The organism is Streptomyces sp. ISL-36 (assembly GCF_018614205.1).
Taxonomy (GTDB): domain Bacteria; phylum Actinomycetota; class Actinomycetes; order Streptomycetales; family Streptomycetaceae; genus Streptomyces.
Window position 1 is genome coordinate 1 of record NZ_JAGGOS010000085.1, and the last position, 22,665, is coordinate 22,665.

At 72.9% G+C, this 22,665-nt stretch carries 22 protein-coding genes and 2 pseudogenes; 5 read left to right on the top strand and 19 right to left on the bottom strand.

The window, feature by feature from the left end; all coding sequences use genetic code 11:
- Positions 1 to 289 (top strand): annotated as a pseudogene (locus J7E93_RS21985) (RNA polymerase subunit sigma-70); the annotation flags it as partial.
- Between the two features lie 69 nt (positions 290 to 358).
- Here J7E93_RS21985 and J7E93_RS21990 read toward each other — a convergent pair.
- The 4 genes from J7E93_RS21990 to J7E93_RS22005 all read right to left on the bottom strand — a co-directional run bounded on the left by J7E93_RS21990 (position 359) and on the right by J7E93_RS22005 (position 4,422).
- Entirely contained in the window at positions 359 to 1,531 is a 1,173-nt protein-coding gene (locus J7E93_RS21990; RefSeq protein WP_215071651.1) for a methyltransferase, read from the bottom strand.
- Between the two features lie 148 nt (positions 1,532 to 1,679).
- Positions 1,680 to 2,258 (bottom strand): histidine phosphatase family protein, encoded by a 579-nt coding sequence (locus tag J7E93_RS21995; RefSeq protein ID WP_215071652.1) that lies wholly within the window; start codon positions 2,256 to 2,258, stop codon positions 1,680 to 1,682.
- Between the two features lie 32 nt (positions 2,259 to 2,290).
- Positions 2,291 to 2,791 (bottom strand): GNAT family N-acetyltransferase, encoded by a 501-nt coding sequence (locus J7E93_RS22000; RefSeq protein WP_215071653.1) that lies wholly within the window; start codon positions 2,789 to 2,791, stop codon positions 2,291 to 2,293.
- 56 nt (positions 2,792 to 2,847) lie between these two features.
- Positions 2,848 to 4,422 (bottom strand): PLP-dependent aminotransferase family protein, encoded by a 1,575-nt coding sequence (locus J7E93_RS22005; RefSeq protein ID WP_374105413.1) that lies wholly within the window; start codon positions 4,420 to 4,422, stop codon positions 2,848 to 2,850.
- On the opposite strand from J7E93_RS22005, the gene J7E93_RS22010 reads away from it, so the two are divergent.
- On the top strand, positions 4,319 to 5,263 hold the full coding sequence (locus tag J7E93_RS22010) for a DMT family transporter (protein ID WP_374105414.1): 945 nt from the start codon (positions 4,319 to 4,321) through the stop codon (positions 5,261 to 5,263). The two genes, J7E93_RS22005 and J7E93_RS22010, sit on opposite strands and share 104 nt — an antisense overlap.
- An 81-nt stretch (positions 5,264 to 5,344) precedes the next feature.
- A complete protein-coding gene (locus tag J7E93_RS22015) occupies positions 5,345 to 5,539 on the top strand; it encodes a DUF1918 domain-containing protein (RefSeq protein WP_215071656.1) in 195 nt (64 codons plus the stop codon).
- 74 nt (positions 5,540 to 5,613) lie between these two features.
- Here the strand turns inward: J7E93_RS22015 and J7E93_RS22020 are convergent, their stop codons facing one another.
- Positions 5,614 to 6,837, bottom strand: coding sequence for a glycoside hydrolase family 10 protein (locus J7E93_RS22020; protein ID WP_215071657.1), 1,224 nt, complete (start codon positions 6,835 to 6,837; stop codon positions 5,614 to 5,616).
- 170 nt (positions 6,838 to 7,007) lie between these two features.
- Here J7E93_RS22020 and J7E93_RS22025 point away from each other — a divergent pair, with 170 nt between their 5' ends.
- Positions 7,008 to 7,868, top strand: coding sequence for a 3-hydroxybutyryl-CoA dehydrogenase (locus J7E93_RS22025; RefSeq protein ID WP_215071658.1), 861 nt, complete (start codon positions 7,008 to 7,010; stop codon positions 7,866 to 7,868).
- A gap of 63 nt (positions 7,869 to 7,931) precedes the next feature.
- On the opposite strand, the gene J7E93_RS22030 is transcribed toward J7E93_RS22025, so the two are convergent.
- From J7E93_RS22030 to infC, 11 genes are all read right to left on the bottom strand, one after another.
- Positions 7,932 to 8,462 (bottom strand): NUDIX hydrolase, encoded by a 531-nt coding sequence (locus tag J7E93_RS22030; RefSeq protein ID WP_215071659.1) that lies wholly within the window; start codon positions 8,460 to 8,462, stop codon positions 7,932 to 7,934.
- Between the two features lie 51 nt (positions 8,463 to 8,513).
- Positions 8,514 to 9,854, bottom strand: coding sequence for a transcriptional regulator (locus J7E93_RS22035; RefSeq protein WP_215071660.1), 1,341 nt, complete (start codon positions 9,852 to 9,854; stop codon positions 8,514 to 8,516).
- Between the two features lie 259 nt (positions 9,855 to 10,113).
- Complete coding sequence (locus J7E93_RS22040) at positions 10,114 to 11,196, bottom strand: PP2C family protein-serine/threonine phosphatase (RefSeq protein ID WP_215071661.1); 1,083 nt, start codon at positions 11,194 to 11,196, stop codon at positions 10,114 to 10,116.
- Between the two features lie 220 nt (positions 11,197 to 11,416).
- Positions 11,417 to 11,848 carry a PPOX class F420-dependent oxidoreductase gene (locus J7E93_RS22045; RefSeq protein WP_215071662.1) on the bottom strand — a complete coding sequence of 144 codons (432 nt, stop codon included), beginning with the start codon at positions 11,846 to 11,848 and terminating at the stop codon, positions 11,417 to 11,419.
- 124 nt (positions 11,849 to 11,972) lie between these two features.
- A complete protein-coding gene (pheT, locus tag J7E93_RS22050) occupies positions 11,973 to 14,516 on the bottom strand; it encodes a phenylalanine--tRNA ligase subunit beta (protein ID WP_215071663.1) in 2,544 nt (847 codons plus the stop codon).
- Complete coding sequence (pheS, locus tag J7E93_RS22055; RefSeq protein ID WP_215071664.1) at positions 14,516 to 15,655, bottom strand: phenylalanine--tRNA ligase subunit alpha; 1,140 nt, start codon at positions 15,653 to 15,655, stop codon at positions 14,516 to 14,518. Before pheS ends, pheT begins: the two co-directional genes overlap by 1 nt.
- 134 nt (positions 15,656 to 15,789) lie before the next feature.
- The gene (locus J7E93_RS22060) at positions 15,790 to 16,908 is read right to left on the bottom strand and encodes an ATP-binding protein (protein ID WP_215071665.1); all 1,119 of its coding nucleotides are present in this window, start codon (positions 16,906 to 16,908) and stop codon (positions 15,790 to 15,792) included.
- Between the two features lie 82 nt (positions 16,909 to 16,990).
- Positions 16,991 to 17,830: an RNA methyltransferase gene (locus tag J7E93_RS22065; protein WP_215071666.1), complete on the bottom strand. Its 840-nt coding sequence runs from the start codon at positions 17,828 to 17,830 to the stop codon at positions 16,991 to 16,993.
- Between the two features lie 249 nt (positions 17,831 to 18,079).
- Positions 18,080 to 18,466 carry a 50S ribosomal protein L20 gene (rplT, locus tag J7E93_RS22070; protein ID WP_125652405.1) on the bottom strand — a complete coding sequence of 129 codons (387 nt, stop codon included), beginning with the start codon at positions 18,464 to 18,466 and terminating at the stop codon, positions 18,080 to 18,082.
- Positions 18,467 to 18,573: 107 nt separating this feature from the next.
- Entirely contained in the window at positions 18,574 to 18,768 is a 195-nt protein-coding gene (gene rpmI / locus J7E93_RS22075; RefSeq protein WP_019884943.1) for a 50S ribosomal protein L35, read from the bottom strand.
- 125 nt (positions 18,769 to 18,893) lie between these two features.
- Positions 18,894 to 19,613, bottom strand: a complete 720-nt coding sequence (gene infC, locus J7E93_RS22080) for a translation initiation factor IF-3 (RefSeq protein WP_215071670.1) — start codon at positions 19,611 to 19,613, stop codon at positions 18,894 to 18,896.
- 318 nt (positions 19,614 to 19,931) lie between these two features.
- On the opposite strand from infC, the gene J7E93_RS22085 reads away from it, so the two are divergent.
- Entirely contained in the window at positions 19,932 to 20,318 is a 387-nt protein-coding gene (locus tag J7E93_RS22085; RefSeq protein WP_215071667.1) for a DUF1844 domain-containing protein, read from the top strand.
- A 38-nt stretch (positions 20,319 to 20,356) separates the two neighbouring features.
- On the opposite strand, the gene J7E93_RS22090 is transcribed toward J7E93_RS22085, so the two are convergent.
- The 3 genes and pseudogenes from J7E93_RS22090 to J7E93_RS22100 all read right to left on the bottom strand — a co-directional run.
- Positions 20,357 to 21,091, bottom strand: a complete 735-nt coding sequence (locus tag J7E93_RS22090) for an SseB family protein (RefSeq protein WP_215071668.1) — start codon at positions 21,089 to 21,091, stop codon at positions 20,357 to 20,359.
- A 125-nt stretch (positions 21,092 to 21,216) separates the two neighbouring features.
- Entirely contained in the window at positions 21,217 to 22,410 is a 1,194-nt protein-coding gene (gene mycP, locus J7E93_RS22095; protein ID WP_215071669.1) for a type VII secretion-associated serine protease mycosin, read from the bottom strand.
- Positions 22,407 to 22,665, bottom strand: a pseudogene (locus J7E93_RS22100) (hypothetical protein); the annotation flags it as partial. The pseudogene J7E93_RS22100 and the gene mycP, both read right to left, overlap by 4 nt.

Consider the following 22,665-nt stretch of genomic DNA (forward strand, 5'->3'; position numbering starts at 1 on the left):
CGCCCGCGCCCTCGCCGCCGTCCTGGACCCCGAGGTGGTGGCGTACGCGGAGGCCGGCCCCGTCCACGGCGCTCCCGCCGTGGCCGAGGGAGCGGCGGCGTTCGCCCGGCTCGCCGGTGTGGCGAGGCCGGCGCTCGTGGACGGGGCGACGGGGGTCGTCGCCTTCCGGGACGGGCAGCTGGTCTCCGCGGTGGCGTTCACTCTCCGGGGCGACCGGATCGTCGCCCTCGACATCACGACCTCCGCCGAGCGGCTGCGCGCGCTCGACCTGGTCTTCCCGGACTCCTGAGGGCCGGTCCCCCGCGCCGCCGGGCCTCACGGGACCCGCGGTCCTCAGGGCTCCGGCGGCGCGTGGCCGTCAGCGCTCCGGGGGACCGCCCCGCTTGACGGCCCGCAGCACCACGAACTTCGGGTCGCTCGCGACCAGTTCGCACGAGCCGAAGATGCGGCGCAGCGTCACGTGGTAGCCCAGGTGCCGGTTGCCGACGACCCACAGTTCGCCGCCCGGCCGCAGGGCGCGCCGCGCGTCGGTGAACATCCTGCGGGCGGTGCGGTCGGTGGTGGCCTGGTGGCTGTGGAACGGGGGGTTGTTGAGTACGACGTCGACCGATCCGGGGGCCGTGTCCGCCAGCCCGTCACCGACCACGAACCGGGCCTCGCGGCCGGCGGGGAGGTGGGTACGGAAGTTCTCCTCGGCCGAGGCGACCGCCGGGTACGACTCGTCGGTGAAGACCAGTTCGGCCTCGGGCTCGGCGAGCGCGACGGCGAGGCCCACGACGCCGTTGCCGCAGCCCAGGTCCACGACGCGGGCCCGCCCGAGGCCCTTGGGCAGGTGCTGGAGGAAGAAGCGGGTGCCGATGTCGAGACGGTCGGCGCAGAAGACTCCGGCCTGGTTGGTGACGGTCAGGCCCCCGACGGTCGCCGCGTCGGCGGGAAGGGCGTACCGGTACGGCCACGGATTGGCGCCCCGGTCGGCGGCGGGGTCCGGGGTGCACAGGATCAGCCGGGCCTTCTTGGCCGCGAGCGAGGTGCGGGTGGGGCCGAGGATCTTCTCGAAGAGCTGGAGCGTGGAGGTGTGGATCTCCTTGACCATGCCGGTTCCGACGACCACGGTCCCCTCGTGCACGGCGGGTGCCAGGCGGTGCAGCTGGTCCTCCAGGAGCGCGAGGCTCTTGGGGACGCGGACGAGCAGCACGTCCACGCGTGCCGGCGGCGGGTCCTGGGTGGTGAGCAGCCGGACCGCGGACGGGTCGGCGGCGGAGCGTTCGAGGTTCTCGGCGGTGGCCCGCCGACCGAGGTAGGAGTCGGAGATCTGCGTGAGATCGGCGGGGCGCCGGGCGGCGAGTGCGGTCGTGAGGGCGCCCCAGCGGTCGCCGACGACGGCGACCGCGCCGGACAGGTCGGTGTCCGTCTCGGCCAGGTGCCGCAGCAGGTACTCGTCGGAAGCGTCCCAGGCGCGGAGCGGGTCGCGCGGGTCCGCGGGGAAGCGGGTGAGCGGGAACTCGCCCCATGACGTGGTCAAACGATTCATCGTGGTCTCAGGCTAGCCGGTCGGCGGCGGCGAGCCGGCCCCGCAGACCGACCAGCGGGCCCGCCGCTGTCGGGGCGTCGGGAAAGCGAGGGTCGGTGGCGAGCGCGGACCGATGCCGGGCCGCGTCGCCCGGCATCGTGCCCCGCGGCTATTGGCCCACGGCGGCCTGCAGGTGGAGGTGCCACAGGCCGGGGCGGCCGGTGAGCGTGACCGTGGACAGTGGGCGGACGTCGACGTTCCAGAAGGTGGCGGGCGGCGCCTTCAGGGCGTAGACGAGAGCGGCGCGGACGACGGCGGGTTCGGCCACGGCGACGATGGAGCCGTCGTCGGCGGGGCGGGTGTCGAGCCAGCCCCCTATGCGCGAGATGAAGGCGAGCAGGGTCTCGCCTCCGTGCGGAGCCGTGCGGGGGTCGGTCAGCCAGGCGTCGACCGCGGCCGGTTCGAGGGCGGCGACCTCGGCGAGGGTCAGTCCGCGCCAGCGGCCCATGTCGCAGTCGCGCAGGGCGGGCTGGGCGAGCGGGGCGTAGCCGAGGGCCGTGCCGGTGGCGCGGCTGCGGGGCGTCGGGGAGCAGTAGCGGAGCTCGGCCGCGCCGAGCGGGACCAGTGTGTGCGCGGCGAGCTGCACCTCGTACCAGCCGGCCTCGTCGAGCGGCCGGTCGTCGTCGAACCGCTCGGCGAGCAGGGAGGAGCTGCGCGCCGCTGCGACGAGCGTGACCCGAAGACCCATGGCCGCGATCGTGAGGCCGCGGCCCTGGCAGGTCAAGAGGGCATATGCGCCGACGTGTGCGCGGCCCCGGACGGGCCGGAGGGGCGGTTCAGCCCGAGAGCCATCCACATGTCCGGGTTCTGAAGCGGCTGGAAACCGACCTTTTCGTACACGCCGTGCGCGTCGGCGGTGGCGAGCATGATGCGGCGCACCCCGAGCGGCGCCAGGTGGTCGCGGACGGCGGTCACGAGGGCGGTGCCGAGGCCGGTGCCGCGGGCGGGCCGGTCGACGTAGACGTCGCAGAGCCAGGCGAAGGTGGCGTGGTCGGTGACGACCCGGGCGTACGCGGCGATCTCTCCGGTGGCGCGGTGGTACGCGGCGAAGTTGAGGGAGCCGTCGATGGCCCGGTCCTGCGTGTCGCGAGGGCGTCCGAGGGCCCAGTAGGCGTCGGTGGAGAGCCAGTGGTGGACCCGGTCCCGGTCGATCCGGTCCGGGTCGGAGGAGATCTCGTAGGCGCCGTACGTGAGAAGCGATGACGGGGTCGTATTGCTCATGGCTCGCAGGCTCGCAGGCCGCCGCGGAGGTTGTCAGGTCGATTTCGCCGTCCGACTCACGGGGTGAGCTCGTCCACCGCCGTCCTCAGCCGTCGCACACCCTCCACGATCTCCGCGGGGCCCGCGACGCCCGCGAAGCTCACGCGGATGTGGCCGGCGGGGGCTTCGGCGCAGAAGTAGGGGCGTCCGGGCGCGGCGGTGACGCCGGCGCGGAGGGCGCCGGCCATCAGGGCGGCCTCGGGAACGCTGTCGGGGAGACGGAGCCAGAGGTGATAGCCGCCGGAGGGGATGTGCGGCAGCGCCAGTTCCGGCAGACGGAGGGCGAGCGCTCCGGTCAGGACGTCACGCCGGCTCTTCAACTCCTGCGAGACCGCGCGGAGATGGCGGGACCAGGCAGGCGAACCGACGAGCTCGAGGGCGGCCTCCTGCAGGGGGCGCGGGACGAAGAAGCTGTCCACGACCTGGATGGCGCGCAGGCGTTCCAGGACGGGCCCACGGGCGGCCAGGGCTCCGACGCGCAGGCTCGCGGAGGTCGGTTTGGTCAGGGAGCAGACGTGGACGACGACGCCGTCGGGGTCTTCGGCGGCGAGGGGGGCGGGCAGCGGGCCCGCGTCCTCGTGGACGAGCCGGCGGGCGAAGTCGTCCTCGACGACGAAGGCTCCGGCGGCGCGGGCGATCCGGACGACGGCGCGCCGCCGCTCGGCGCTCAGCACGGCGCCGGTGGGGTTCTGGAAGAGCGGCTGGCAGACGAAGACCCGGGCGCCGGTGGCGCGGAAGGCGGCTTCGAGGAGATCGGGGCGGACCCCGTCGGCGTCGGTCGGCACGGGGACGGGCCGCAGCCCGGCGGCGCGGGCGACGGCGAGCATGCCCGGATAGGTGGGCGACTCGACGAGCACGGGGGTGCCGGGCGGGCCGAGCGCGCGCAGGGCGGTGGTGATCGCGGACTGGCCGCCCGCGGTGATGAGGATCTCGGCGGCGGTGACGGTGCCGCCGATCTCGCGGGCGAACCACTCGCGCAGTTCGGGCAGGCCGTCGGTGGGCGGCCGTCCCCAGGCGCCCGGGCGGCGGCCGGCGCGGGCCAGGGCGGCGGCGAGCGCCCGTTCGGGCTGGAGCGAGGGGTGGAGGTAGCCGCCGTTGAACTCGATGACACCGGGCGCGGGCGCGGCGAGCGTCACGAGGACGCCGGAGGCGTCGACGGCGCGCGGGACGAGCTCGGTCGCGGTGTCGGCGCTGAGCGCCACCTCCTGCCAGGAGGTGTCGCCCACCTCGGGCGTCCGGTCGCGGGGCTCCGCCCGGAAGGCGCCGGCTCCCGGCCGGGTGACGACGAGGCCCTCGGCGGCGAGCTGGGCGAGGGCCCTGGTGACGGTCACCGGGGAGACGCGGTAGCGCTCGACGAGCGCCCTACTCGAGGGAAGCTTCCCACCCGGTGAGTAGCGGTTCAGTTCCGCTTTCAGGGATTTCGCCAGCTCGGCCACACTGCTACGCTCTTGCATGACAGCACAGAATAGCGCTACCGAGACCATCGCGATAGCGGTCGACAGCTCCCCGCGGCCGTCGGCCCCGGCGGCCTCCGCCTCTTCGGCCTCTTCGGCCTCTCCGACGGCGCCGACGGCCCCGCCGGCCCGCGGCACGCTCCTCGCCGGTCTCGGAGTGCTCTCCTTCTCGCTGACCTTCCCCTCCACGGTCTGGGGTCTGGAGAGCTTCGGCCCCTGGTCCCTCGTCGCCGTGCGCTCCACGCTCGCCGCGCTCATCGCGGGCGCCTTCCTGCTCGCGATGCGGGTCCCGCTGCCCGAGCGCCGCCACTGGGCCGGTCTCGCGGTGGTGGCCGGTGGTGTCGTGGTGGGCTTCCCGCTGCTGACGACCCTCGCCCTGCAGACCTCGACGACCTCGCACGCCGCCGTGGTCGTCGGCCTGCTGCCGCTCACCACGGCGACCTTCGCCGCGATCCGGACCGGCCGCCGCCCCTCCCGTACGTTCTGGATCGCTGCCGTCTCCGGCGCCGCGGTGGTCATCGCCTTCACGCTCCAGCAGAGCGGCGGCGCCCTCTCCAGGGGCGACCTCTACCTCTTCGGCGCGCTCCTGGTCTGCGCCGCCGGCTACACCGAGGGAGGCAGGCTCGCGGCGCTGATGCCGGGGTGGCAGGTCATCGGCTGGGCCCTGGTCCTGTGCCTGCCGCTGATGGCCGCCGGCTCCGCCGTGGCCCTCTCCTTCGAACCCGTCCGGCTCAACGCCCACGGAATCATCGGACTGGTCTGGGTGGCGGCCGGTTCGACCTTCTTCGGCCTGTACGTCTGGTACCGGGGCATGGCGGCGATCGGTATCCCCAAGGCCAGCCAGCTGCAGCTCGCGCAGCCCCTGCTGACGCTGGTCTGGTCGGTGTCGGTGCTCGGCGAGTCGCTCTCCCCCGCCGCCCCGCTCGCCGCCTGCGCCGTGCTCGTCTGCATCGCGGTGACCCAGCGCGCCCGGGGCTGACAGGACAGCCGGGGGTGACGCGGGTCACAATGGCGGACGTAGACTCCGTTGTAGAGAGCCCGGCCGCGAGGAGGTCACCCGATGCAGGCGAGCGTGGGCGACAAACTGCTGGTGCACGGCCGGACCGTCGGTCAGCACGACCGTACGGCCGAGGTCACGGAAGTACTGGGGGAGAACGGCACCCCCCCGTACCGCGTGCGATTCGACGACGACGGTCACGAGGCCCTGATGTCACCGGGCCCCGACACCGTCGTGCGTCACCACGAAAAGATGTAGGACCGCCTCCCAGGTCGTGTCCGTGAAGTCTCGCCCGGCCCTTAGGGCGGACGGCGACACTTTGCGGACACTCCTCAGCGCGGCGGACGAACCCTGGTCGGGTAGTGGTCGGCGACGACCGCGGCCATCGCACCGATCCGGTCCGCCGCGACCTCCTTCCCGGAGAAGTAGCAGTGCCCGCCGACCGTCGGATACCGCTGAGCGAGCTCCAGGTGGCGGGAGAGTTCGCGCGGGTCCTGCCAGGGGGCGGGCTGGGCGGGGTCACCGCACTTGTAGAGGGCCTCGCCGATGTAGAGACCGACGCCGGTGTCCCGTACCACCGCGTCCCACCAGGGCAGCAGCTTGGCGTAGTCGGCGGCGGCGAAGCCGATGTGCCAGTACAGCTGCGGCACCACGTAGTCGATCCAGCCCTCCCGGATCCACTTCCTGGTGTCGGCGTACAGGTCGTCGTAGGTCTGCACGCCCGCCCGGGTCTCCGAGCCCTCCGGATCGGTGGCGACGTTGCGCCAGACCCCGAAGGGGCTGACGCCGAAGGCCACGTGCTTCTTGATCTCCTTGATCCGGGCGGCCGTCTCGGAGACCAGCAGGTCGGTGTTGTGCCGCCGCCAGGACGCCCGGTCCGGGAAGTCCCCGCCGTACCGCTCGTACGCGGCGTCGTCGGCGAAGGCCTCCCCGGCCACCGGGTAGGGATAGAAGTAGTCGTCCCAGTGCACGGCGTCGATGTCGTAGCGGTGGACGGCGTCCAGCATCGCGTCCTGGACGAAGGCGCGGACCTCGGGCAGGCCGGGGTTGTAGTAGAGCTTCCTGCCGTACGGCAGGACCCATTCTGGGTGGAGCCGGGCGGGGTGCTCCGCCGACAGCCGCGCCGGATCCGTGTGATTCGCCACGCGGTACGGGTTGAACCAGGCGTGCAGCTCCATGCCCCGCTCGTGGGCCTCCTCGACGGCCGTCCCCAGCGGGTCCCAGCCCGGATCGCGCCCCTGGACGCCGGTGAGGCACTGGGCCCACGGCTCGTACGGCGAGGGCCACAGGGCGTCGGCGGTCGGCCGGACCTGGAGGACCACGGTGTTGAGCCGCCGCTCGACGGCCGTGTCCAAATGCGCCAGCAGTTCGGTCCGTTGCTGCTCGGCGGTGAGACCGGTGCGGGAGGGCCAGTCCCGGTTGGCGACGGTCGCCAGCCACATGCCGCGGAACGCGCGCGGTTTCTTCCGTACCGCGCCGGCCGTGCCCGCACCCGTGGTGGCGAGCGCCACCAGCGCCGCGCCCGCGACGAACCCTCTTCTCCCGATAAGCCCCATCTGTCACCCCTCACGTGTCGGACACGTCACACCCGATCCCCGAGAGCATGCCCGCCCGACCGATCGATCATCGGTCGATGCGGAGTAACGTCGTGGGGTCGAGGCGGACGCACCGGAATCACACGGGGCCCGCCGCAGAGAAGAGCGAAAGGCACGAGGTGACGGACTCCATGGCCGACATTGAGCGCGTCGGAGTGGTGGGCTGCGGCCAGATGGGCGCGGGCATCGCGGAGGTGTGTGCCCGCAGCGGCCTCGAGGTGAAGGTCGCCGAGACCACCGGCGAGGCGCTGGAGATCGGTCGCACGCGGCTCTACAACTCGCTGAACAAGGCCGCCGAACGCGGCAAGATCAGCGAGGAGGAGCGCGACGCGACGCTGGCGCGCCTCAGCTTCACCACCGACCTGGGCGAGTTCGCCGACCGTGACCTCGTGATCGAGGCCGTCGTGGAGAACGAGCAGGTCAAGACCGAGATCTTCCAGGTGCTCGACCAGGTGGTGACCCGGCAGGACGCGATCCTCGCCTCCAACACCTCCTCGATCCCCCTGGTGAAGCTCGCCGTCGCGACCTCGCGCCCCGACCAGGTCATCGGCATCCACTTCTTCAACCCGGCCCCGGTGCAGAAGCTCGTCGAGCTGATCCCGGCCCTCACCACCTCCGAGGGCACGATCAGCCGCGCCCAGGCCATGGTGGAGAAGGTCCTCGGCAAGCACGCCATCCGCGCCCAGGACCGCTCGGGCTTCGTGGTGAACGCGCTGCTGATCCCGTACCTCCTCTCCGCGATCCGGATGTTCGAGTCCGGCATCGCGAGCCGCGAGGACATCGACAACGGCATGGAGCTCGGCTGCGCCCACCCGATGGGCCCGCTGAAGCTGTCGGACCTGATCGGTCTGGACACGGTCGCCTCGGTCGCGGACTCCATGTACGCCGAGTTCAAGGAGCCGCTGTACGCCGCTCCCCCGCTGCTGCAGCGGATGGTGGACGCGGGCCGGCTCGGCCGCAAGACCGGCTCGGGCTTCTACCCGTACACCTGACCCCCCGGCCGAACGGCCCGTACACCGCACAGGTACGGGCCGTTCGGCGTTCGCACGCGGTCCTCAGGCGAGCCGTAGATGGTGGAGCATCAGCAGGCCCGCGGCCATGTTGGCGGCCGGGATCTCGCCCCGAGCGATCATGTCGGGGACCAGCTTGAGCGGTATCCACTCCCGCCGTGAGGACTCGAAGTCGTCCTCGGGCGGGCCGATGTACGTGGCTTCCTCGGCCCAGTAGAGATGGTGCCGGGCGTCGGTGAGGCCGTTGGACGGCTCGACGGTGAGGAGATGGCGCAGGGGTCCGGGGCGCCAGCCCGTCTCCTCCTCCATCTCACGGGCGGCGGCGGTCTCGGGGTCCTCGCCGTCCTCGACGACGCCGGCGGCCAGCTCCCAGCCCCAGCTGTCGGTGATGAAACGGTGGCGCCAGAGCATGAGGACTTCGTTGGCCTCATTGACCGCCGTCGCGACGGCGACCGGCCGGAGCCGGATCAGATAGTGGTCGAGGTGGCGGCCGTCCGGGAGTTCGACGTCCGCGAGGTTCACCCGGAACCAGCGGTTCTCATAGACAGGTTGTTCGCTCAGTTTCGTCCACTGCACGTTTTTGCCACCTTCCGATTGGTCGGTGGCAATATGGCAGCAGTCTCGGGCTCACAGGGGAACGCGTAGAGCCCCGTCGATGAGCTCAGCCGCCTCTCGCGCGTCCCCGCAGTCGCTCGCCAGCAGATGCTCCCGTACCAGACGCAGCCGGTCGCGCAGCCGCTGCGACTCCATTCCGCGGGCCCGTTCGGTCATTTCCACCGCCGTCCGCGCCGCTTCGTCGGCCTCCCCCTGCCGCAGCTCGATCTGGCACAGCATGGCGAGCCGGTGCACCCTGCCCCGGTCGTGCGCCGGCGTCTCCACGGCCGCCAGCGCGTGCTCCCGCGCGGCCGGAAGATCACCCAGACTGAGCAGCGCCTCGGCGACCTGCACATTGACCAGCCCCGGCTGGACATAGCCGGTCTCGGCGGGCTCATGCACCGGACTGATCCGCTCCGCCTCCGCCTCCGCCCGTCGGATGCAGGTGAGCGCCGCCGTCCCGTCTCCGAGATGGGCGTACGCCTTCGCCTGCATCGCGGAGAGATCGGCGGCCAGCGCAGGGGTGATCTGCCGCCCGGCCGACCGCAGCGCCGCTTCGGCGAACGCCACCGCCTGCCGGTACTCCCCCATGAACAGCGACTGATTGACGAGCAGCGCCACCACATAGGCGCCGAGCCCCCGGTCCCCGCTCGCCTTGGCGAGCCGCAGCGCCTGATGGAAGTAGCGCTGCGCCAGACCGTGGGCGTCGGAGTCGTAGGCGCAGATGCCGGCCACCGCGACCAGTCCACCGGTGGCGCGGTGCAGCCGGCGGCCGAGGCTGTCGCTGTACGCGCCCCGGAGCAGCGGCGCGGTCTCGGCGTTGAGGAAGCCGACGATCCGCGTCCGCGTCGCGATGCCGCCGGCCTTGCGGTACATCTGCTCGTAGTGCGCGCGGGCGGCCCGGAGCATCGTGATGTCGGCCGGCGAGACGCGGGTGCGGCCGTCGCGGGAGACGTCGGAGTCCTCCGGCGGGTTCTCCCACTCCCAGACCGGCATCACCGCCGGCGTACCGGTGACGGCCTGCGCACCGAGTATGTGCGGCCGCTGCTGTTCGTCGGAGCGCCACAGGGCGGTGGCCCGCTCGACGAAACCGGAGAGCGGCGAGCCCGGCGGGGCGGCGCCGACTCCCGGCACACCGAGGCCGATGTCGTCGAGGGTGACCGCCCGGTGCAGCCGCGCGGCGAGGACCTCGCAGATCAGGTCGGGTACCTGGCCGCGCGGTCGCTGGCCCTTCAACCAGCGTGCGACGGCGGTGTGTTCGTAGCGCAGGGCGAGGCCCCGGGAGCGGCCCGCCTGGTTCACATGGGCGGCGAGGCCCGCGTGCGAGACGCCCGCTTCGTCGAGCAGGGCGTCGAGCAGGGTGTTGGGCTGCATGGCCCCTCCGGTGGCTCGGGTCGAACAGCGTAGTGGAGGACGGTTTCGCACGGGGTGTGAACGAAGTGCCCGTTCTTCCGGTCCGTGCGCTCTGCCGCCGCCTCGCCGGAGCCGGTTGACTGAGCGCCTCGCCGAAAGGCGACCGGGCCGCCGCTGCTCCCCCTCATACAGTGCGGCGGCTCACTCCGCGCCGCCCGCCCCGCCGATCTGCCCGACACTCCGTGGCGGGGCGGGCGTCGTCGACCGTTCCCGTCGCTCGTCAGTGAGGGGAGGGTGCGGGTCGAGTACGGCGCAGCCCGGGTTCGGCGGGCTGCGCCGGCACCCGCGTCCGGTCGTTGCGGACGACCAACAGGGCCACGTCGTCGCCGAGTCGGCCCCGGGTGTGCCGCAGCAGCGCCGTGTGGACACGGCGGACCAGCACGGCGGGCGGGAGGGGCGCGTCACGCGCGGCCTCCGCCAGGACGGCTTCGAGACCGAAGAAGCGTCCGGCGCCGTCGCGGGCGTCCTCCGCCCCGTCGGTGTGCAGGAAGAGCGACTCGCCGGGCAGCAGCCGGGTGCAGTGGTACGAGGTGAGGTCGGCCGGCAGCGGGAAGGCGCCGAGCGGCGGCAAGGGGTCGCCGACGGACACGGGCTCGACCGCGCGGGCGATCCGGTAGGGGCCCGGGTGCCCGCAGTTGAGCGCGTACACCTCTCCGTCGGCACGGATCTCCAGGAGCAGGACGGTGACGAACTCCTCCGCGGCGGGGTGCTCCGGCTCGCGCGGCTCCCGTCCGGCGCACGCCGGATGCTCGTCGCGGGCGCGCTCGCGCAGATGCCTTCCCAGCGCCCGGTCGAGCCGCCGCAGGACTCCCCCGAGCTCGGGCTCGTCGTGGGCCGCCTCGCGGAAGCTGCCGAGGACGGCGACGACCGCGCCGAGGGCGGCCAGACCGTGCCCCTGGACGTCCCCGATGACCACGCGCACTCCGTAGGGCGTGGCCACCGCCTCGTACAGATCGCCGCCGACGGTCGCGCCCCGGGAGGCGGAGAGCTGGCCCGCCGCGACGGCCAGTCCGTCCAGCCGGGCTGGCGGCGGCCGCAGCAGGACTCGCTGGGTGGCCTGCGCGATGGCCGTCATCCGCTCCAGCTCGCGGGAGAGCCCGCGACGGATGCCGAGGATCAGGCCGGTGCCGACGGTGAAGAAGACGACGCTCGTCGCGATACGCATGGCGAGCCCGGGCTGCTGGGCCATGGGGCAGCCGAGCTTCCAGGTGACGGCCACGCCACCCCAGAGGGTGGGAAGGACGAGCGGACCCAGCCGACGCAGCCGGGATGCAGCGGAGAGCAACGACCTGGTACGGATCATCCACGGCCCTTCCTGAGGCCCGACAGCACCCGAAGGCCCTGCGGCGCACAGGCCCGCCCCTGTGGCCGCGTCGATTCTGCCGACCGCACGGGGCACGGGGGAACACCGCCCGGACATCTCACCCGAAGGAGTGAGTGACCCCGGCGCGCCGCGGCGCGCCACCCGTCCGCCACCCGCACGGGCGGAGGATCCCCGCATGCCCGTGCGGTCCTGGCAGCCGTCAGCGCAGCTCGGTGCCGTAGACCCTGTCGACCGTCATCGTGATCAGTACGCGCCGGTCCGACACCATGACGGCCCGGTACTCGTCCCAGTCGGGGTGCTCGCCCGCGGCGGCGCGGTAGTAGTCCACCAGTGCCTGGACCTCGGGGCCGTGCGGGTCCGTTCCCGGCCCGATGAGTGTGGCCGTGCCCTCGGCGGTGGCCCATGCCCGGCCGTCCGGACTGGTCACCTCCAGCGTGGCCCGTGGGTCCCGGCGCAGGTTGGCGACCTTGGCGGTCCCTTCGGTCGTCGACACCCGGATGACGCCTTCGGCCCGGTCGTACGACGGCATCACGGGCGAGAGCTGGGGGCGGCCGTCGGACTTGATCGTCGCGAGGACGCCGAGCCTGCTCCGGGCGAGCAGCGCGTGCTGGGCGGAGGATGTGTCTGCCATGTCGGCCCCAACCGCCGACCGGCGGCCGCCTATTCCTGGCCGGCCGCCCGGAAGAACACGAGGGGAACGCCGGAGGGGGCCGGCCCGGTGGTCACCGGGCCGGCCCCCTCCGAGGCCTCGTGCGTCAGGCGCCGCGCAGGGTCGCCCCCGTGCGCTCCGCCGCGAGGGACACGGCCGCGTCGCGCGCGGCGGTGGCCTCCTCGACGGTGAGGGTGCGGTCCGTGGCGCGGAACTTCAGGGCGTACGCCAGGGACTTGCTGCCCTCCCCGATCTGGTCGCCGGTGTACACGTCGAACAGCCGGACGGACTCGAGGAGTTCGCCGGCGCCGTCACGCAGCGCGGCCTCGACCGTGGCGGCCGGGACCTCGGCCGGGACGACCAGGGCGACGTCCTGCGTGGCGACCGGGAAGGAGGAGATCCGCGGGGCCTTGAGGGGGCCCTGGTTCGCCTGCTCCAGAAGGTCCAGGTCCAGCTCCATCGCGCAGGTGCGCGCGGGCAGACCGAGCGCCTTGACGACGCGCGGGTGCAGTTCACCGCCGTGGCCGACGAGGACCTTCTCGCCGTCCACCACGACGTGGAACGCGGCGCAGCGGCCGGGGTGCCACGGGGCGTGCTGGTCGGCGCTGATGATCAGCTCCACACCGGCCTCCGCGGCCACGGTCCGCGCCGCCTGGATCGCGTCGGCCCAGTCGGACGGGCGGCCCTTGCCCCACCAGCCGGCCTGCTCGCGGGCGCCGGCCAGGACGACGGCGGCACGACGCGGCTGCGCGGGCAGCGCGGCGTTGACGACCGCGATCTCCTCGTCGGTGGGACGGCGGTCGACGGGCAGTCGCACCGCGACACCCGGCTGGTCGCCCGGCCGGAAGACCAGGCCGGTCTCGAAGAGCGCCAGGTCGTGGCTGCCGCGCCCGTCGTTGCGGCGCAGCGCGCCGAGCAGGCCCGGCAGCAGCGTCGTACGGAGCGCGGGCTCCTCGTCGGAGAGCGGGTTGACCAGCTTGACCGTACGGCGGCGGGCGTCGTCCGCCTCCAGGCTGAGCTGGTCGAAGACCTGCTCACCGATGAACGGGTAGTTCAGCGCCTCCACGTACCCGGCGCCGGCCAGCGCGCGGCCGACGCGGCGGTGGGTGCGCTGGCGCTCGGTCAGCCCGCGGCCGGCCGGCGGCTTGGGCAGCGTCGAGGGCAGGTTCTCGTACCCCTCGAGCCGGATGACCTCTTCGGCGAGGTCGTTCGGCTCGTTGAGGTCGGGGCGCCACGACGGGACGGTGACGACGAGCTCGTCCTGGCCGTAGACGTCGCAGCCGATCTCCTGGAGGCGGCGGACGACGGTCTCACGGCCGTACTCGACGCCCGCGACCTTGTCCGGGTGGTTCGCCGGCATGGCGACCGTACGGGGCGCGGAGGGGGCGAGGATCTCGGTGACGCCGGCCTCGGCGGTGCCGCCGGCGAGCAGCACGAGCAGGTCGACGGTGCGCTGCGCGGCCGCGGCCGCGGCCTGCGGGTCGACGCCGCGCTCGAAGCGCTTGGACGCCTCGGAGGCCAGCTTGTGGCGGCGGGCCGTGCGGGCGATCGAGATCGGGGCGAAGTGCGCGGCCTCGATGACGACCTCGGTGGTCGCCCCGGCGAGGTCGGCGTGGTCGGCGATCTCGGTGTTGGCGCCGCCCATCACACCCGCGATGCCGATCGGCCCGCGGTTGTCGGTGATGACCAGGTCGGCACTGTCCAGGACGCGCACGGTGCCGTCCAGGGTGGTGATCTTCTCGCCCTGCTCGGCGCGGCGGACGCCGATGGGCCCGTCGAGCCGGGTGCGGTCGTAGGCGTGCAGGGGCTGGCCGAGCTCCAGCATCACGTAGTTCGTGATGTCGACGGCGAGCGAGATCGGGCGCATGCCGGCCTTCTGGAGGCGGCGCTGCAGCCAGATCGGGGAGCGGGCCTCGGGGTCCAGACCCACGACCGTACGGGCGGTGAAGCGGTCGCAGCCGATCGGGTCGCTGATCTGGACCGGGTAGCCGTACGAGTTCGGCGCGGGCACGTCGAGCAGGGCCGGGTCGCGCAGCGGGAGGCCGTAGGCGATGGCGGCCTCGCGGGCGACGCCGCGCATCGAGAGGCAGTAGCCGCGGTCGGGCGTGACGGCGATGTCGAGGACCTCGTCGTACAGCTCGAGCAGCTTGGTGGCGTCGATGCCGACCTCGTGCTCCGGCGGGAGCACGATGATGCCGTGGGAGCCGTCGTCGCCCATGCCGAGCTCGCCGCCGGAGCAGATCATGCCGCGGGAGACCCGGCCGTACGTCTTGCGCTCGGCGATCCGGAAGTCACCGGGGAGGACGGCGCCGGGCAGCGCCACGACGACCTTGTCGCCCTCGGCGAAGTTCCGGGCGCCGCAGATGATCTCCTGCGGCTCACCGGTGCCTCCCCCAGAGCCTCCGGCCTGGGAGGTGCCCCCAGCCTGGCCGACGTCGACGGTGCAGAAGCGGATGGGCTTCTTGAACTCCGTCAGCTCCTCGATGGTGAGGACCCTGCCGACCACCAGCGGACCGGTCAGACCGGCACCGACCTGCTCGACGGTCTCGACCTCGAGGCCTGCCGAGATGAGCTTGGCCTGGACGTCACGCCCGGTCTCCGTCGCCGGCAGGTCGACGTACTCCCGCAGCCAAGAAAGCGGGACCCGCATCAGATCTCCATCCCGAACGGCCGGGTGAACCGGACGTCACCCTCGACCATGTCTCGCATGTCATCGACGTTGTGGCGGAACATCAGCATCCGCTCGATTCCGAACCCGAAGGCGAATCCGCTGTACTTCTCCGGGTCGACACCGCAGGCGATGAGCACCTTGGGGTTGACCATGCCGCAGCCGCCCAGCTCGATCCAGCCCTCGCTGCCGCAGGTGCGGCAGGGCCGGTCCGGGTTGCCGATGGACTCGCCGCGGCAGACGTAGCAGAGCATGTCCATCTCGGCGGACGGCTCGGTGAAGGGGAAGAAGTTCGGGCGGAGCCGGGTCTTCATGTCGGGCCCGAAGAGCGCCTGGACCATGTGGTCCAGGGTGCCCTTGAGGTCGGCCATGGTCAGACCCTCGTCGACGGCGAGCAGCTCGATCTGGTGGAAGACCGGGGTGTGCGTGGCGTCGAGCTCGTCGGTGCGGTAGACGCGGCCGGGGCACACGACGTAGACCGGGGGCTCCCGGTCGATGAGCGTGCGGGCCTGCACCGGGGAGGTGTGCGTACGCAGCACGACGCCGGACTCGTCGCCCGTGGTGGCCTTTCCGTCGGGGGAGGCTCCCTGGACGAAGAAGGTGTCCTGCATCTGGCGCGCCGGGTGGTCGGGCACGAAGTTGAGGGCGTCGAAGTTGAACCACTCCGCCTCGACCTCGGGGCCCTCGGCGACCTCGTACCCCATGGAGACGAAGACGTCGGCGACCCGCTCCATGAGCGTGGTCAGCGGGTGGCGAGCGCCGGCCGGGACGCGGTCGTACGGCAGCGTGACGTCCACCGCCTCCTCGACGAGGACGCGGGCGTCGCGCTCGGCCTCCAGCTCGGTCTGCCGGGCGGCGAGGGCCTTGGAGACGGCGCCGCGGGCCTGGCCCACGAGCTTGCCGGCCGCGGCCTTGGCCTGCGGCGGCAGCGCGCCGATCTCCCGGTTGGCCAGCGCGAGCGGCGAGGTGCCACCGGTGTGCGCGACCTTCGCGTGCGCGAGCGCGTCGAGGTCACCCGCGGCGGCGAAGGCGGCGAGCGCCTCGTCCCGCATGCGCTCGATCTCTTCCGGTTTCAAGGCCTCGACCTCAACCGGGTCGTACGACTTATTGGGTGCGGACATCTCTTCCCGTGCTTCCGTTTGGCTGGCTGGGCGGCCCCGCTCGACGACAAGGGCGCAAACGTGCCAAAGGTCGAGTCTAACGGGGTGCGAGGACGCGAGTGAGCCCGTGGGCGGCCGGGCGGCTGGTGATCTCGTCAGGCGAGATAGGCCGGGGCGCCGACGGGCAGGATAAATCGGAACTCGGCGCCGCCGCGGGGGCCGCGTCCGACGGTGATCGTGCCGCCGTGGGCCTCGACGATGCCCTTGACGATGTAGAGGCCGAGTCCGGTGCCGCCGCGCTTGCTGCCCCGCCAGAAGCGGGTGAAGACGCGTCCCATCGACTCCTCGGGGATGCCGGGGCCTTCGTCGCTCACGGTGACCGCCGTCCCCTTCTCTCCGTCGGTGGTGGCGCGGGTGGGCGCCACCTCGATGGTGACGGTTCCCTCGCCGTGGCGCACCGCATTTTCGAGCAGGTTGCCGAGGACCTGGTCGACCTTGTCCGGGTCGGCCCAGAGATCGGGCAGCTGCGGCTGGACCCGTACGAAGAACCGGTCCGGGGACTGGCCGCCGGCGGTGTGGGCCTGGATGTGGCGGCCGACGGCGGCGGCGATGTCGACGGGCTGGCGGCGCACCTCGAGCCGGCCGGAGTCGATCCGGGAGATGTCGAGGAGCTCGGCGATGAGCCGGGTGACGCGGTTGGCGTCGGCGTCGACGGTCTCCAGCATCAGCCGCTTCTGGTCGTCGGTGAACCGTTCCCACTTGGCGAGCAGGGTCGCCGTGAACCCCTTGACGGAGGTCAGGGGGGAGCGGAGCTCGTGGGCGACGGTGGCGATGAGTTCGGCGTGGCTGCGTTCGGTGCGGCGCCGGGCCTCGGTGCCGCGCAGGGAGACCACGACGCGGCGGACGGGGCCCTTGGGGTGCTCGCGGACGTAGCGGGCGGAGACGAGGACCTCACGGCCGCCGGGCAGGAGCAGGTTGCGCTCGGGCTGGCCGCGGCGGGTGGCGAGCCCGCCGTACGGGTCGGTGAGGGTCCACCAGCGGCGCCCCTTGAGGTCCTCCAGGGGCAGCACCTGCTCCAGGGGGAGGCCGAGCACCTCGCCGCCGGACGCGGAGGTGATCCGGGCGGCGGCCGCGTTGAAGCAGATGACACGGCCGGTCTCGTCGGCGACGACGAGACCGTCGGGGAGGTCGTCGGGGTCGATGCCGGGCCACTGCTCCGGGACGCCCGGCGGGGCACTCCGTGCGTGTGCGGGACTGTCCGTGTCGACCGTCATCCCCGTTCCCCACCCCTCCGTGTTGCGCAGTGGGCCCCCGAGCCCGCCACCCTACTAGGTGGAGGTGACGGAGTGGACCCCCTCAGACGGAGCTTCGGGGGCGCTGGGCACGCGCGGAGGCGTACAGGCACACGGCGGCGGCCGTCGCGAGGTTGAGGCTCTCGGCCTTGCCGTGGATGGGTACGCGCACCACGGCGTCCGCGAGCGCGCGGGTCTCCTCCGGCAGTCCCCAGGCCTCGTTGCCGAAGACCCAGGCGGTGGGTCCGCCCATGGTGCCGGCGTCCAGCTCGTCGTCGAGGTCGTCCTCCCCGGCCCCGTCGGCGGCCAGGATCCGTACGCCCACGCTCTTCAGCCCGGCGACGGCCTGCTCGACCGGGACGCCGACGACGACCGGGAGGTGGAAGAGCGAACCGACGGAGGCGCGCACCGATTTCGGGTTGTAGAGGTCGACGGAGGCGTCGGTGAGGACGACGGCGTCGGCGCCGGCGGCATCGGCGCAGCGCAGCACGGTTCCGGCGTTGCCGGGGTCGCGGACGTGGGCGAGGACGGCGACCAGCTTGGGCTTGGCGGCGAGGATCTCCTCGAAGGGCGAGTCGAGGAAGCGGCAGACGCCGACGAGGCCTTGCGGGGTGACGGTCTGGGAGACCTCGGCGAGGACGGCGTCGGAGGCGTGGTGGACGCGGGCTCCGGCCGCCTGGGCGGCCTCGACGATGCCGGCGTACCGCTCGGCGGCCTCGACGGTGGTGAAGAGCTCGACGAGGGTGGGTTCACCGGTGCTGCCGCGGTGCTCGACGGCCTCGCGGACGGCTTGGGGGCCCTCGGCGATGAAGAGGCGGTCCTTGCCCCGGAAGTTGCGCTTGGCGAGCCGCCGGGCGGCGACGACGCGCGGCGAACGCGGGGAGATCAGCTCGGGGGTGCCCATGGGGTCGGCGGCTCTCTTTTCGTCCGTACGAGAGGGTGCGAGAGGGGTACGAGGGGGGTGCGGGCGGTCCGGGAATGCGGAGGGCCCGGGCTGGACCGGCCGGAACGCGCGGAGGCCTGGCGGCCCTGCGGCCTGACCGGCCGGAACGCGCGGAGGTCCTGGCGACCCGGCGGCCTGACCGGCCGGAACGCGCCGGACCCGCAGGCGCGGGGCCTGCGGGTCCGGGCAGAAGTACTGCGGCCTGGAAGATCAGGCGGCGGCCTTCGGGGCGTTGACGTCGGCCGGGAGGGCCTTCTGCGCGACCTCGACGAGCGCGGCGAACGCGTTGGCGTCGTTGACGGCCAGCTCCGCGAGGATCTTGCGGTCCACCTCGATGTTGGCGGCCTTCAGACCCTGGATGAGGCGGTTGTACGTCATGCCGTTCTGGCGGGCAGCGGCGTTGATGCGCTGGATCCACAGCTGACGGAAGTCGCCCTTGCGCTTCTTGCGGTCGTTGTAGTTGTAGACCAGGGAGTGGGTGACCTGCTCCTTGGCCTTGCGGTACAGGCGCGAACGCTGACCGCGGTAGCCGGAGGCCGCCTCGAGGATCGCCCGGCGCTTCTTGTGGGCGTTGACTGCCCGCTTGACGCGTGCCACTTCTTAACTCCTTGTAGCGGGGTCGCGGTGGTGCTCACACGACCCGGAAATCGGATGGGTCCCGGTCTTGGCCGGATGCCCTCGTCGCCGAGGGCGGGAGATCAAGCTCAGATGCCCAGCATCTTCTTGATCTTGGCCGCGTCGCCCGGGGCCATCTCGGCGTTGCCGGTGAGGCGACGCGTCAGCTTGGACGACTTGTGCTCGAGCAGGTGGCGCTTGCCGGCGCGCTCGCGCAGCACCTTGCCGGAGCCGGTGATCTTGAAGCGCTTCTTGGCACCGGAGTGCGTCTTGTTCTTCGGCATAGCGCCGTTATCTCCTCGTCAGTGGCGCTCCCCACCGGTGCGGGCACCGGTGATCCGGGAGCGTCAGATCTTGGTTTGGTGGTCCGGGCGGGCACCCGGGGCTGCCTGGATGGCAGCCCCTCGGGTCACGCCTCGGGGTTCTCGGCCTCGGCGGAAGCCTCGGCCGAAGCGTCCTCGGCCTGAGCGTCCTCGGCGACCTCGTCGGGCGAGAGGCCCTGACGCTCCGCCTTGCGTGCGGCCTGGGCCTCACGCGCCTCGGCCATGGCCTCGGTCTTCTTCTTGTGCGGGCCGAGAACCATGATCATGTTCCGGCCGTCCTGCTTCGGGTTGGACTCGATGAAGCCAAGCTCCTCGACGTCCGAAGCCAGCCGCTGCAGCAGCCGGAAGCCGAGCTCGGGGCGGGACTGCTCACGACCACGGAACATGATCGTGATCTTGACCTTGTCGCCCTGCTTGAGGAACCGGACGACGTGACCCTTTTTGGTGTCGTAGTCGTGCGGGTCGATCTTCGGCCGGAGCTTCATCTCCTTGATGACCGTGTGCGCCTGGTTCTTGCGCGCCTCACGGGCCTTCATGGCCGACTCGTACTTGAACTTCCCGTAGTCCATGAGCTTGCACACGGGCGGACGGGCGTTCGCCGCCACCTCGACCAGGTCGAGGTCGTACTCCTGTGCGAGCTCCAGGGCCTTGGCAAGCGGAACAATCCCGACCTGCTCGCCGCTGGGTCCGACAAGTCGCACCTCGGGAACGCGAATCCTGTCGTTGATGCGGGGCTCGGCGCTGATGGATCCTCCTCGGTAGCACCACGCGACCGCCTGGCGGACGGACGCGTATGTCTGTTTCAGTGAGACCAACCGCGCCGGCGCATGAAAAACGCCCCGGACGGGACACAGGCGGGGCTCCACGGGAATACCGGAGCACCGCCGCGATCAACCGCGGGGCGCACATCGGGCGGCTCCATCGTCCGTACGGAACGATGGGCGCCACCTGACCGGTGACCCGCCGCCCGTGAGGGCGGCCAGGTGGGAGATCGGAGCCTCCACTTGTGGGCCGGGCACACACGTGTCCGGCCGGTCGTTACACAAGGTTAGCACCGCACGCGCCGGTTCGCTAACCGAGGACCGCGCGCCGCGCCACCCGCGGTGCGGCATATCGTGTGGGTCATGAGCGAGACGCCCCACACCGAGCCCACGGACTCCGCAGACTCCCCGGATTCTCCCGACTTCGACGCCATGACCCGCGACATCGCGGAGGTCCCGGCGGTCGAGGTGATCGTGACGGTCGCCGTCAACCTGATGAGCGCCGCCGCGGTGAAGCTCGGCCTCACCGAGGAGGGCGAGGAGCACAAGGACCTCGACGAGGCCCGCAAGCTGGTCCACGCGCTGGCGGGTCTCCTCGACGCCGGGGCGACCGAGATCAGCTCCTTCCACGCAGCCCCGCTGCGGGACGGCCTGAAGTCCCTGCAGCTGGCCTTCCGCGAGGCCTCGATCATCCCGGACGAGCCGGGCCAGGGCCCGGGTGAGAAGTACACCGGGCCGGTGTACGGCTAGGACTGTGGAGTGGGGGCGGGAGGTATCCCGCGCCCCCGCTATCGCTTGACGTAGAAGGGCTCGCCCGGAGGGGTGGCCGTGGCCGGCAGGAGTGCCAGGTCGAGGCCGCGCACCAGGCGGGCCCTCAGTGTTTCGTCGGCGGCCAGGGCCGCCGCCACGCGCCGGGCCGCCTCCGCGGGCACCGCGTCCGGGGTCAGGACGAGGGCGAGGGTGCCGTCGGCGCTGCCGGGGCCGAGGTGGGCACGGAGCACCGCGGGTTCGGCGGCCACCGCTGCGCGCACCGCGTCCCGTACCGCCGGGTCGTCCAGCGGGTCCGTGCTGGTGCGGCCCTCCGCGAGGGCCAGCAACGCCGGGCCGGTCAGCTGGTAGGGCACCGGCCCCGCGAGGTCGAGGACGACCGTGTCGGCCTTCTCGTGCGCGGCGGCCTGGAGCGCCTGGTGCAGGGGTACGGCGACGGGCCTGGCCTCCGGATCCCAGAGGGCGAGCGAGGCGAGCGAGGTGAAGGCGGGCAGCGCGCGCCGGTCGCCCGCGGTGAGCGTGGGCACGGCCATGTCGCTGGTCTTCTCGCGGCGCAGCCCCGTCTCGGGGTCCTCCTCGACCTCGCCGAGGACGGCGACCACGGGGACGAGCAGGCGCGCCTCGCGCAGCGCCTCCAGGACCGGGCCGTGGGCGGTTCTCTCCTGCGACCAGGCGGCGAGGGCCGCCGCGAGCCGCGGGTCGGCGGTGCCGTCGTCGTCGGAGAAACCGGGGTCAGGGATGTTCTTGAGCGCCACGCACCGAGCCTAACCGCCGGCCGCCGGCCACCTCCCCGGCGGGTGCCGCGGTCAGCGCCTCCCGGCGGGCGCTGCGGTCAGCGCGTCCGGCGGGCGCTGCGCTCACCTTCCGGCGCGCGCTGCGGTCAGTGCGGCGGGCGGGGCGCGCGGGGTGGCCGCGGACCGGGGAGACCGCGGCGCCACAGGACCACGGCGGCCAGGAGCAGTACGGCGCCCAGGCCCCCGGCGACCGGGGCGAGCAGGCCGATGGGCCGGGATTCGTCGGCGGCGGGCAGGGGGCCCGGGCCGAAGTAGCGGCCTCGGTAGCCGGCGGCGGCGTTCTTGGGGTCGGCGCCCTTCAGCGCGGCACCGGCCTCGATCGCGGCGGCGGGGTCGACGGTGCCGTACCCCTTGGCGTCGCTGCGGCCGGCCTTGGGGCGGTTGCGGGCGGTGTCGATGAGGAGCTGCTTGACCTGGGCGGGGGTCAGGTCGGGGTGGGCGGAGCGCACCAGGGCGACCGCGCCGGAGACGAAGGCGGCGGCGGCGCTCGTTCCCCACCCCTCGTAGTAGCGGCGGTCGGGGTCGGCGATGACGATGTCGACGCCGGGGGCGCTGACGGTCGCGTACCAGCGGCTCGTGGAGAAGGAGGCGCGGGTGCCGAAGCGGTCGACGGCCGTGACGGCGACGACGCCGGGGTAGGCGGCCGGGTACGAGATGTGGTCGCCCTTCTCACCGCCGTTGCCCGCCGAGGCGACGACGGAGACGCCCTTGGCGAGGGCGTACTGGACGGCGGCGTCCTCGCCGGCGTCGGGGTGCGCGGACTTGGAGTCGTCACCGAGGGAGAGGTTGATGACGTCGGCGCCGTGGTCGGTGGCCCAGCGGATGCCCTCGGCGAGGGCGGTGCCGCGGGTCTTGCGGGCCTTGTCGCGGGCCTTGTCGGCGCCTTCGAGGATGACGCGGACGGGCAGGATCTTCACCCGGGGAGCGATCCCGAGGACGCCGTCCTCGCGGCCGGGGCCGTGGCCGTGCCCGGCGATGATGCCGGCCATGGCGGTGCCGTGGCGGGCCCAGGAACGGTCGCCGCGCTCGGCGCCGAAGCCGATGAGGTCCTTGCCGGTCAGGACCGATCCGACGAGGTCGGGATGGTCGGCGTCGACTCCCGTGTCGAGGACGGCGACGGTGATGTCCTCTCCCTGCGTGGTGCGCCAGGCCTGGGTGGTGTGCAGGGCTTCGAGCCCCCACTGGCGGGCGCGGATGGTGTCCGCGTGGGCGGGGGTGGTGGTGGCCGGGAGGACGGCGAAGGCGGCGGCGAGAAGGGTCGCGAGGGTCCGGCGGGTCACTGGTCGTCCTCGCCCTTCGTGGCCGCGGTGACGGTCGCGCGCAGCCCGCGTTCGATGCGGTCCGCGACGCCTCGGGCCTCGTGGCCGAGCCCGGCCTGGGCCGGGGCGCTGGTCGAGCCGGCGGCCATGGCCTTGTCGGCGGGCTCGGGGCGGGTGACGGGGCGGCCGTCGGCGAAGCCGGAGACGGAGTAGACGACGACGGGGAGGTCGGCGAGCGCGTGGGTCCACCAGCTGGCGCGCTGGGCGGCGCCGAAG

Coding starts and splice junctions, on each gene's coding strand:
- J7E93_RS21990 (WP_215071651.1), bottom strand. CDS start 1,531: ATGAATCGTTTGACCACGTCATGGGGCGAGTTCCCGCTCACCCGCTTC.
- J7E93_RS21995 (WP_215071652.1), bottom strand. CDS start 2,258: ATGGGTCTTCGGGTCACGCTCGTCGCAGCGGCGCGCAGCTCCTCCCTG.
- J7E93_RS22000 (WP_215071653.1), bottom strand. CDS start 2,791: ATGAGCAATACGACCCCGTCATCGCTTCTCACGTACGGCGCCTACGAG.
- J7E93_RS22015 (WP_215071656.1), top strand. CDS start 5,345: ATGCAGGCGAGCGTGGGCGACAAACTGCTGGTGCACGGCCGGACCGTC.
- J7E93_RS22020 (WP_215071657.1), bottom strand. CDS start 6,837: ATGGGGCTTATCGGGAGAAGAGGGTTCGTCGCGGGCGCGGCGCTGGTG.
- J7E93_RS22025 (WP_215071658.1), top strand. CDS start 7,008: ATGGCCGACATTGAGCGCGTCGGAGTGGTGGGCTGCGGCCAGATGGGC.
- J7E93_RS22035 (WP_215071660.1), bottom strand. CDS start 9,854: ATGCAGCCCAACACCCTGCTCGACGCCCTGCTCGACGAAGCGGGCGTC.
- J7E93_RS22040 (WP_215071661.1), bottom strand. CDS start 11,196: ATGATCCGTACCAGGTCGTTGCTCTCCGCTGCATCCCGGCTGCGTCGG.
- J7E93_RS22045 (WP_215071662.1), bottom strand. CDS start 11,848: ATGGCAGACACATCCTCCGCCCAGCACGCGCTGCTCGCCCGGAGCAGG.
- pheT (WP_215071663.1), bottom strand. CDS start 14,516: ATGCGGGTCCCGCTTTCTTGGCTGCGGGAGTACGTCGACCTGCCGGCG.
- pheS (WP_215071664.1), bottom strand. CDS start 15,655: ATGTCCGCACCCAATAAGTCGTACGACCCGGTTGAGGTCGAGGCCTTG.
- J7E93_RS22060 (WP_215071665.1), bottom strand. CDS start 16,908: ATGACGGTCGACACGGACAGTCCCGCACACGCACGGAGTGCCCCGCCG.
- J7E93_RS22065 (WP_215071666.1), bottom strand. CDS start 17,830: ATGGGCACCCCCGAGCTGATCTCCCCGCGTTCGCCGCGCGTCGTCGCC.
- rpmI (WP_019884943.1), bottom strand. CDS start 18,768: ATGCCGAAGAACAAGACGCACTCCGGTGCCAAGAAGCGCTTCAAGATC.
- J7E93_RS22085 (WP_215071667.1), top strand. CDS start 19,932: ATGAGCGAGACGCCCCACACCGAGCCCACGGACTCCGCAGACTCCCCG.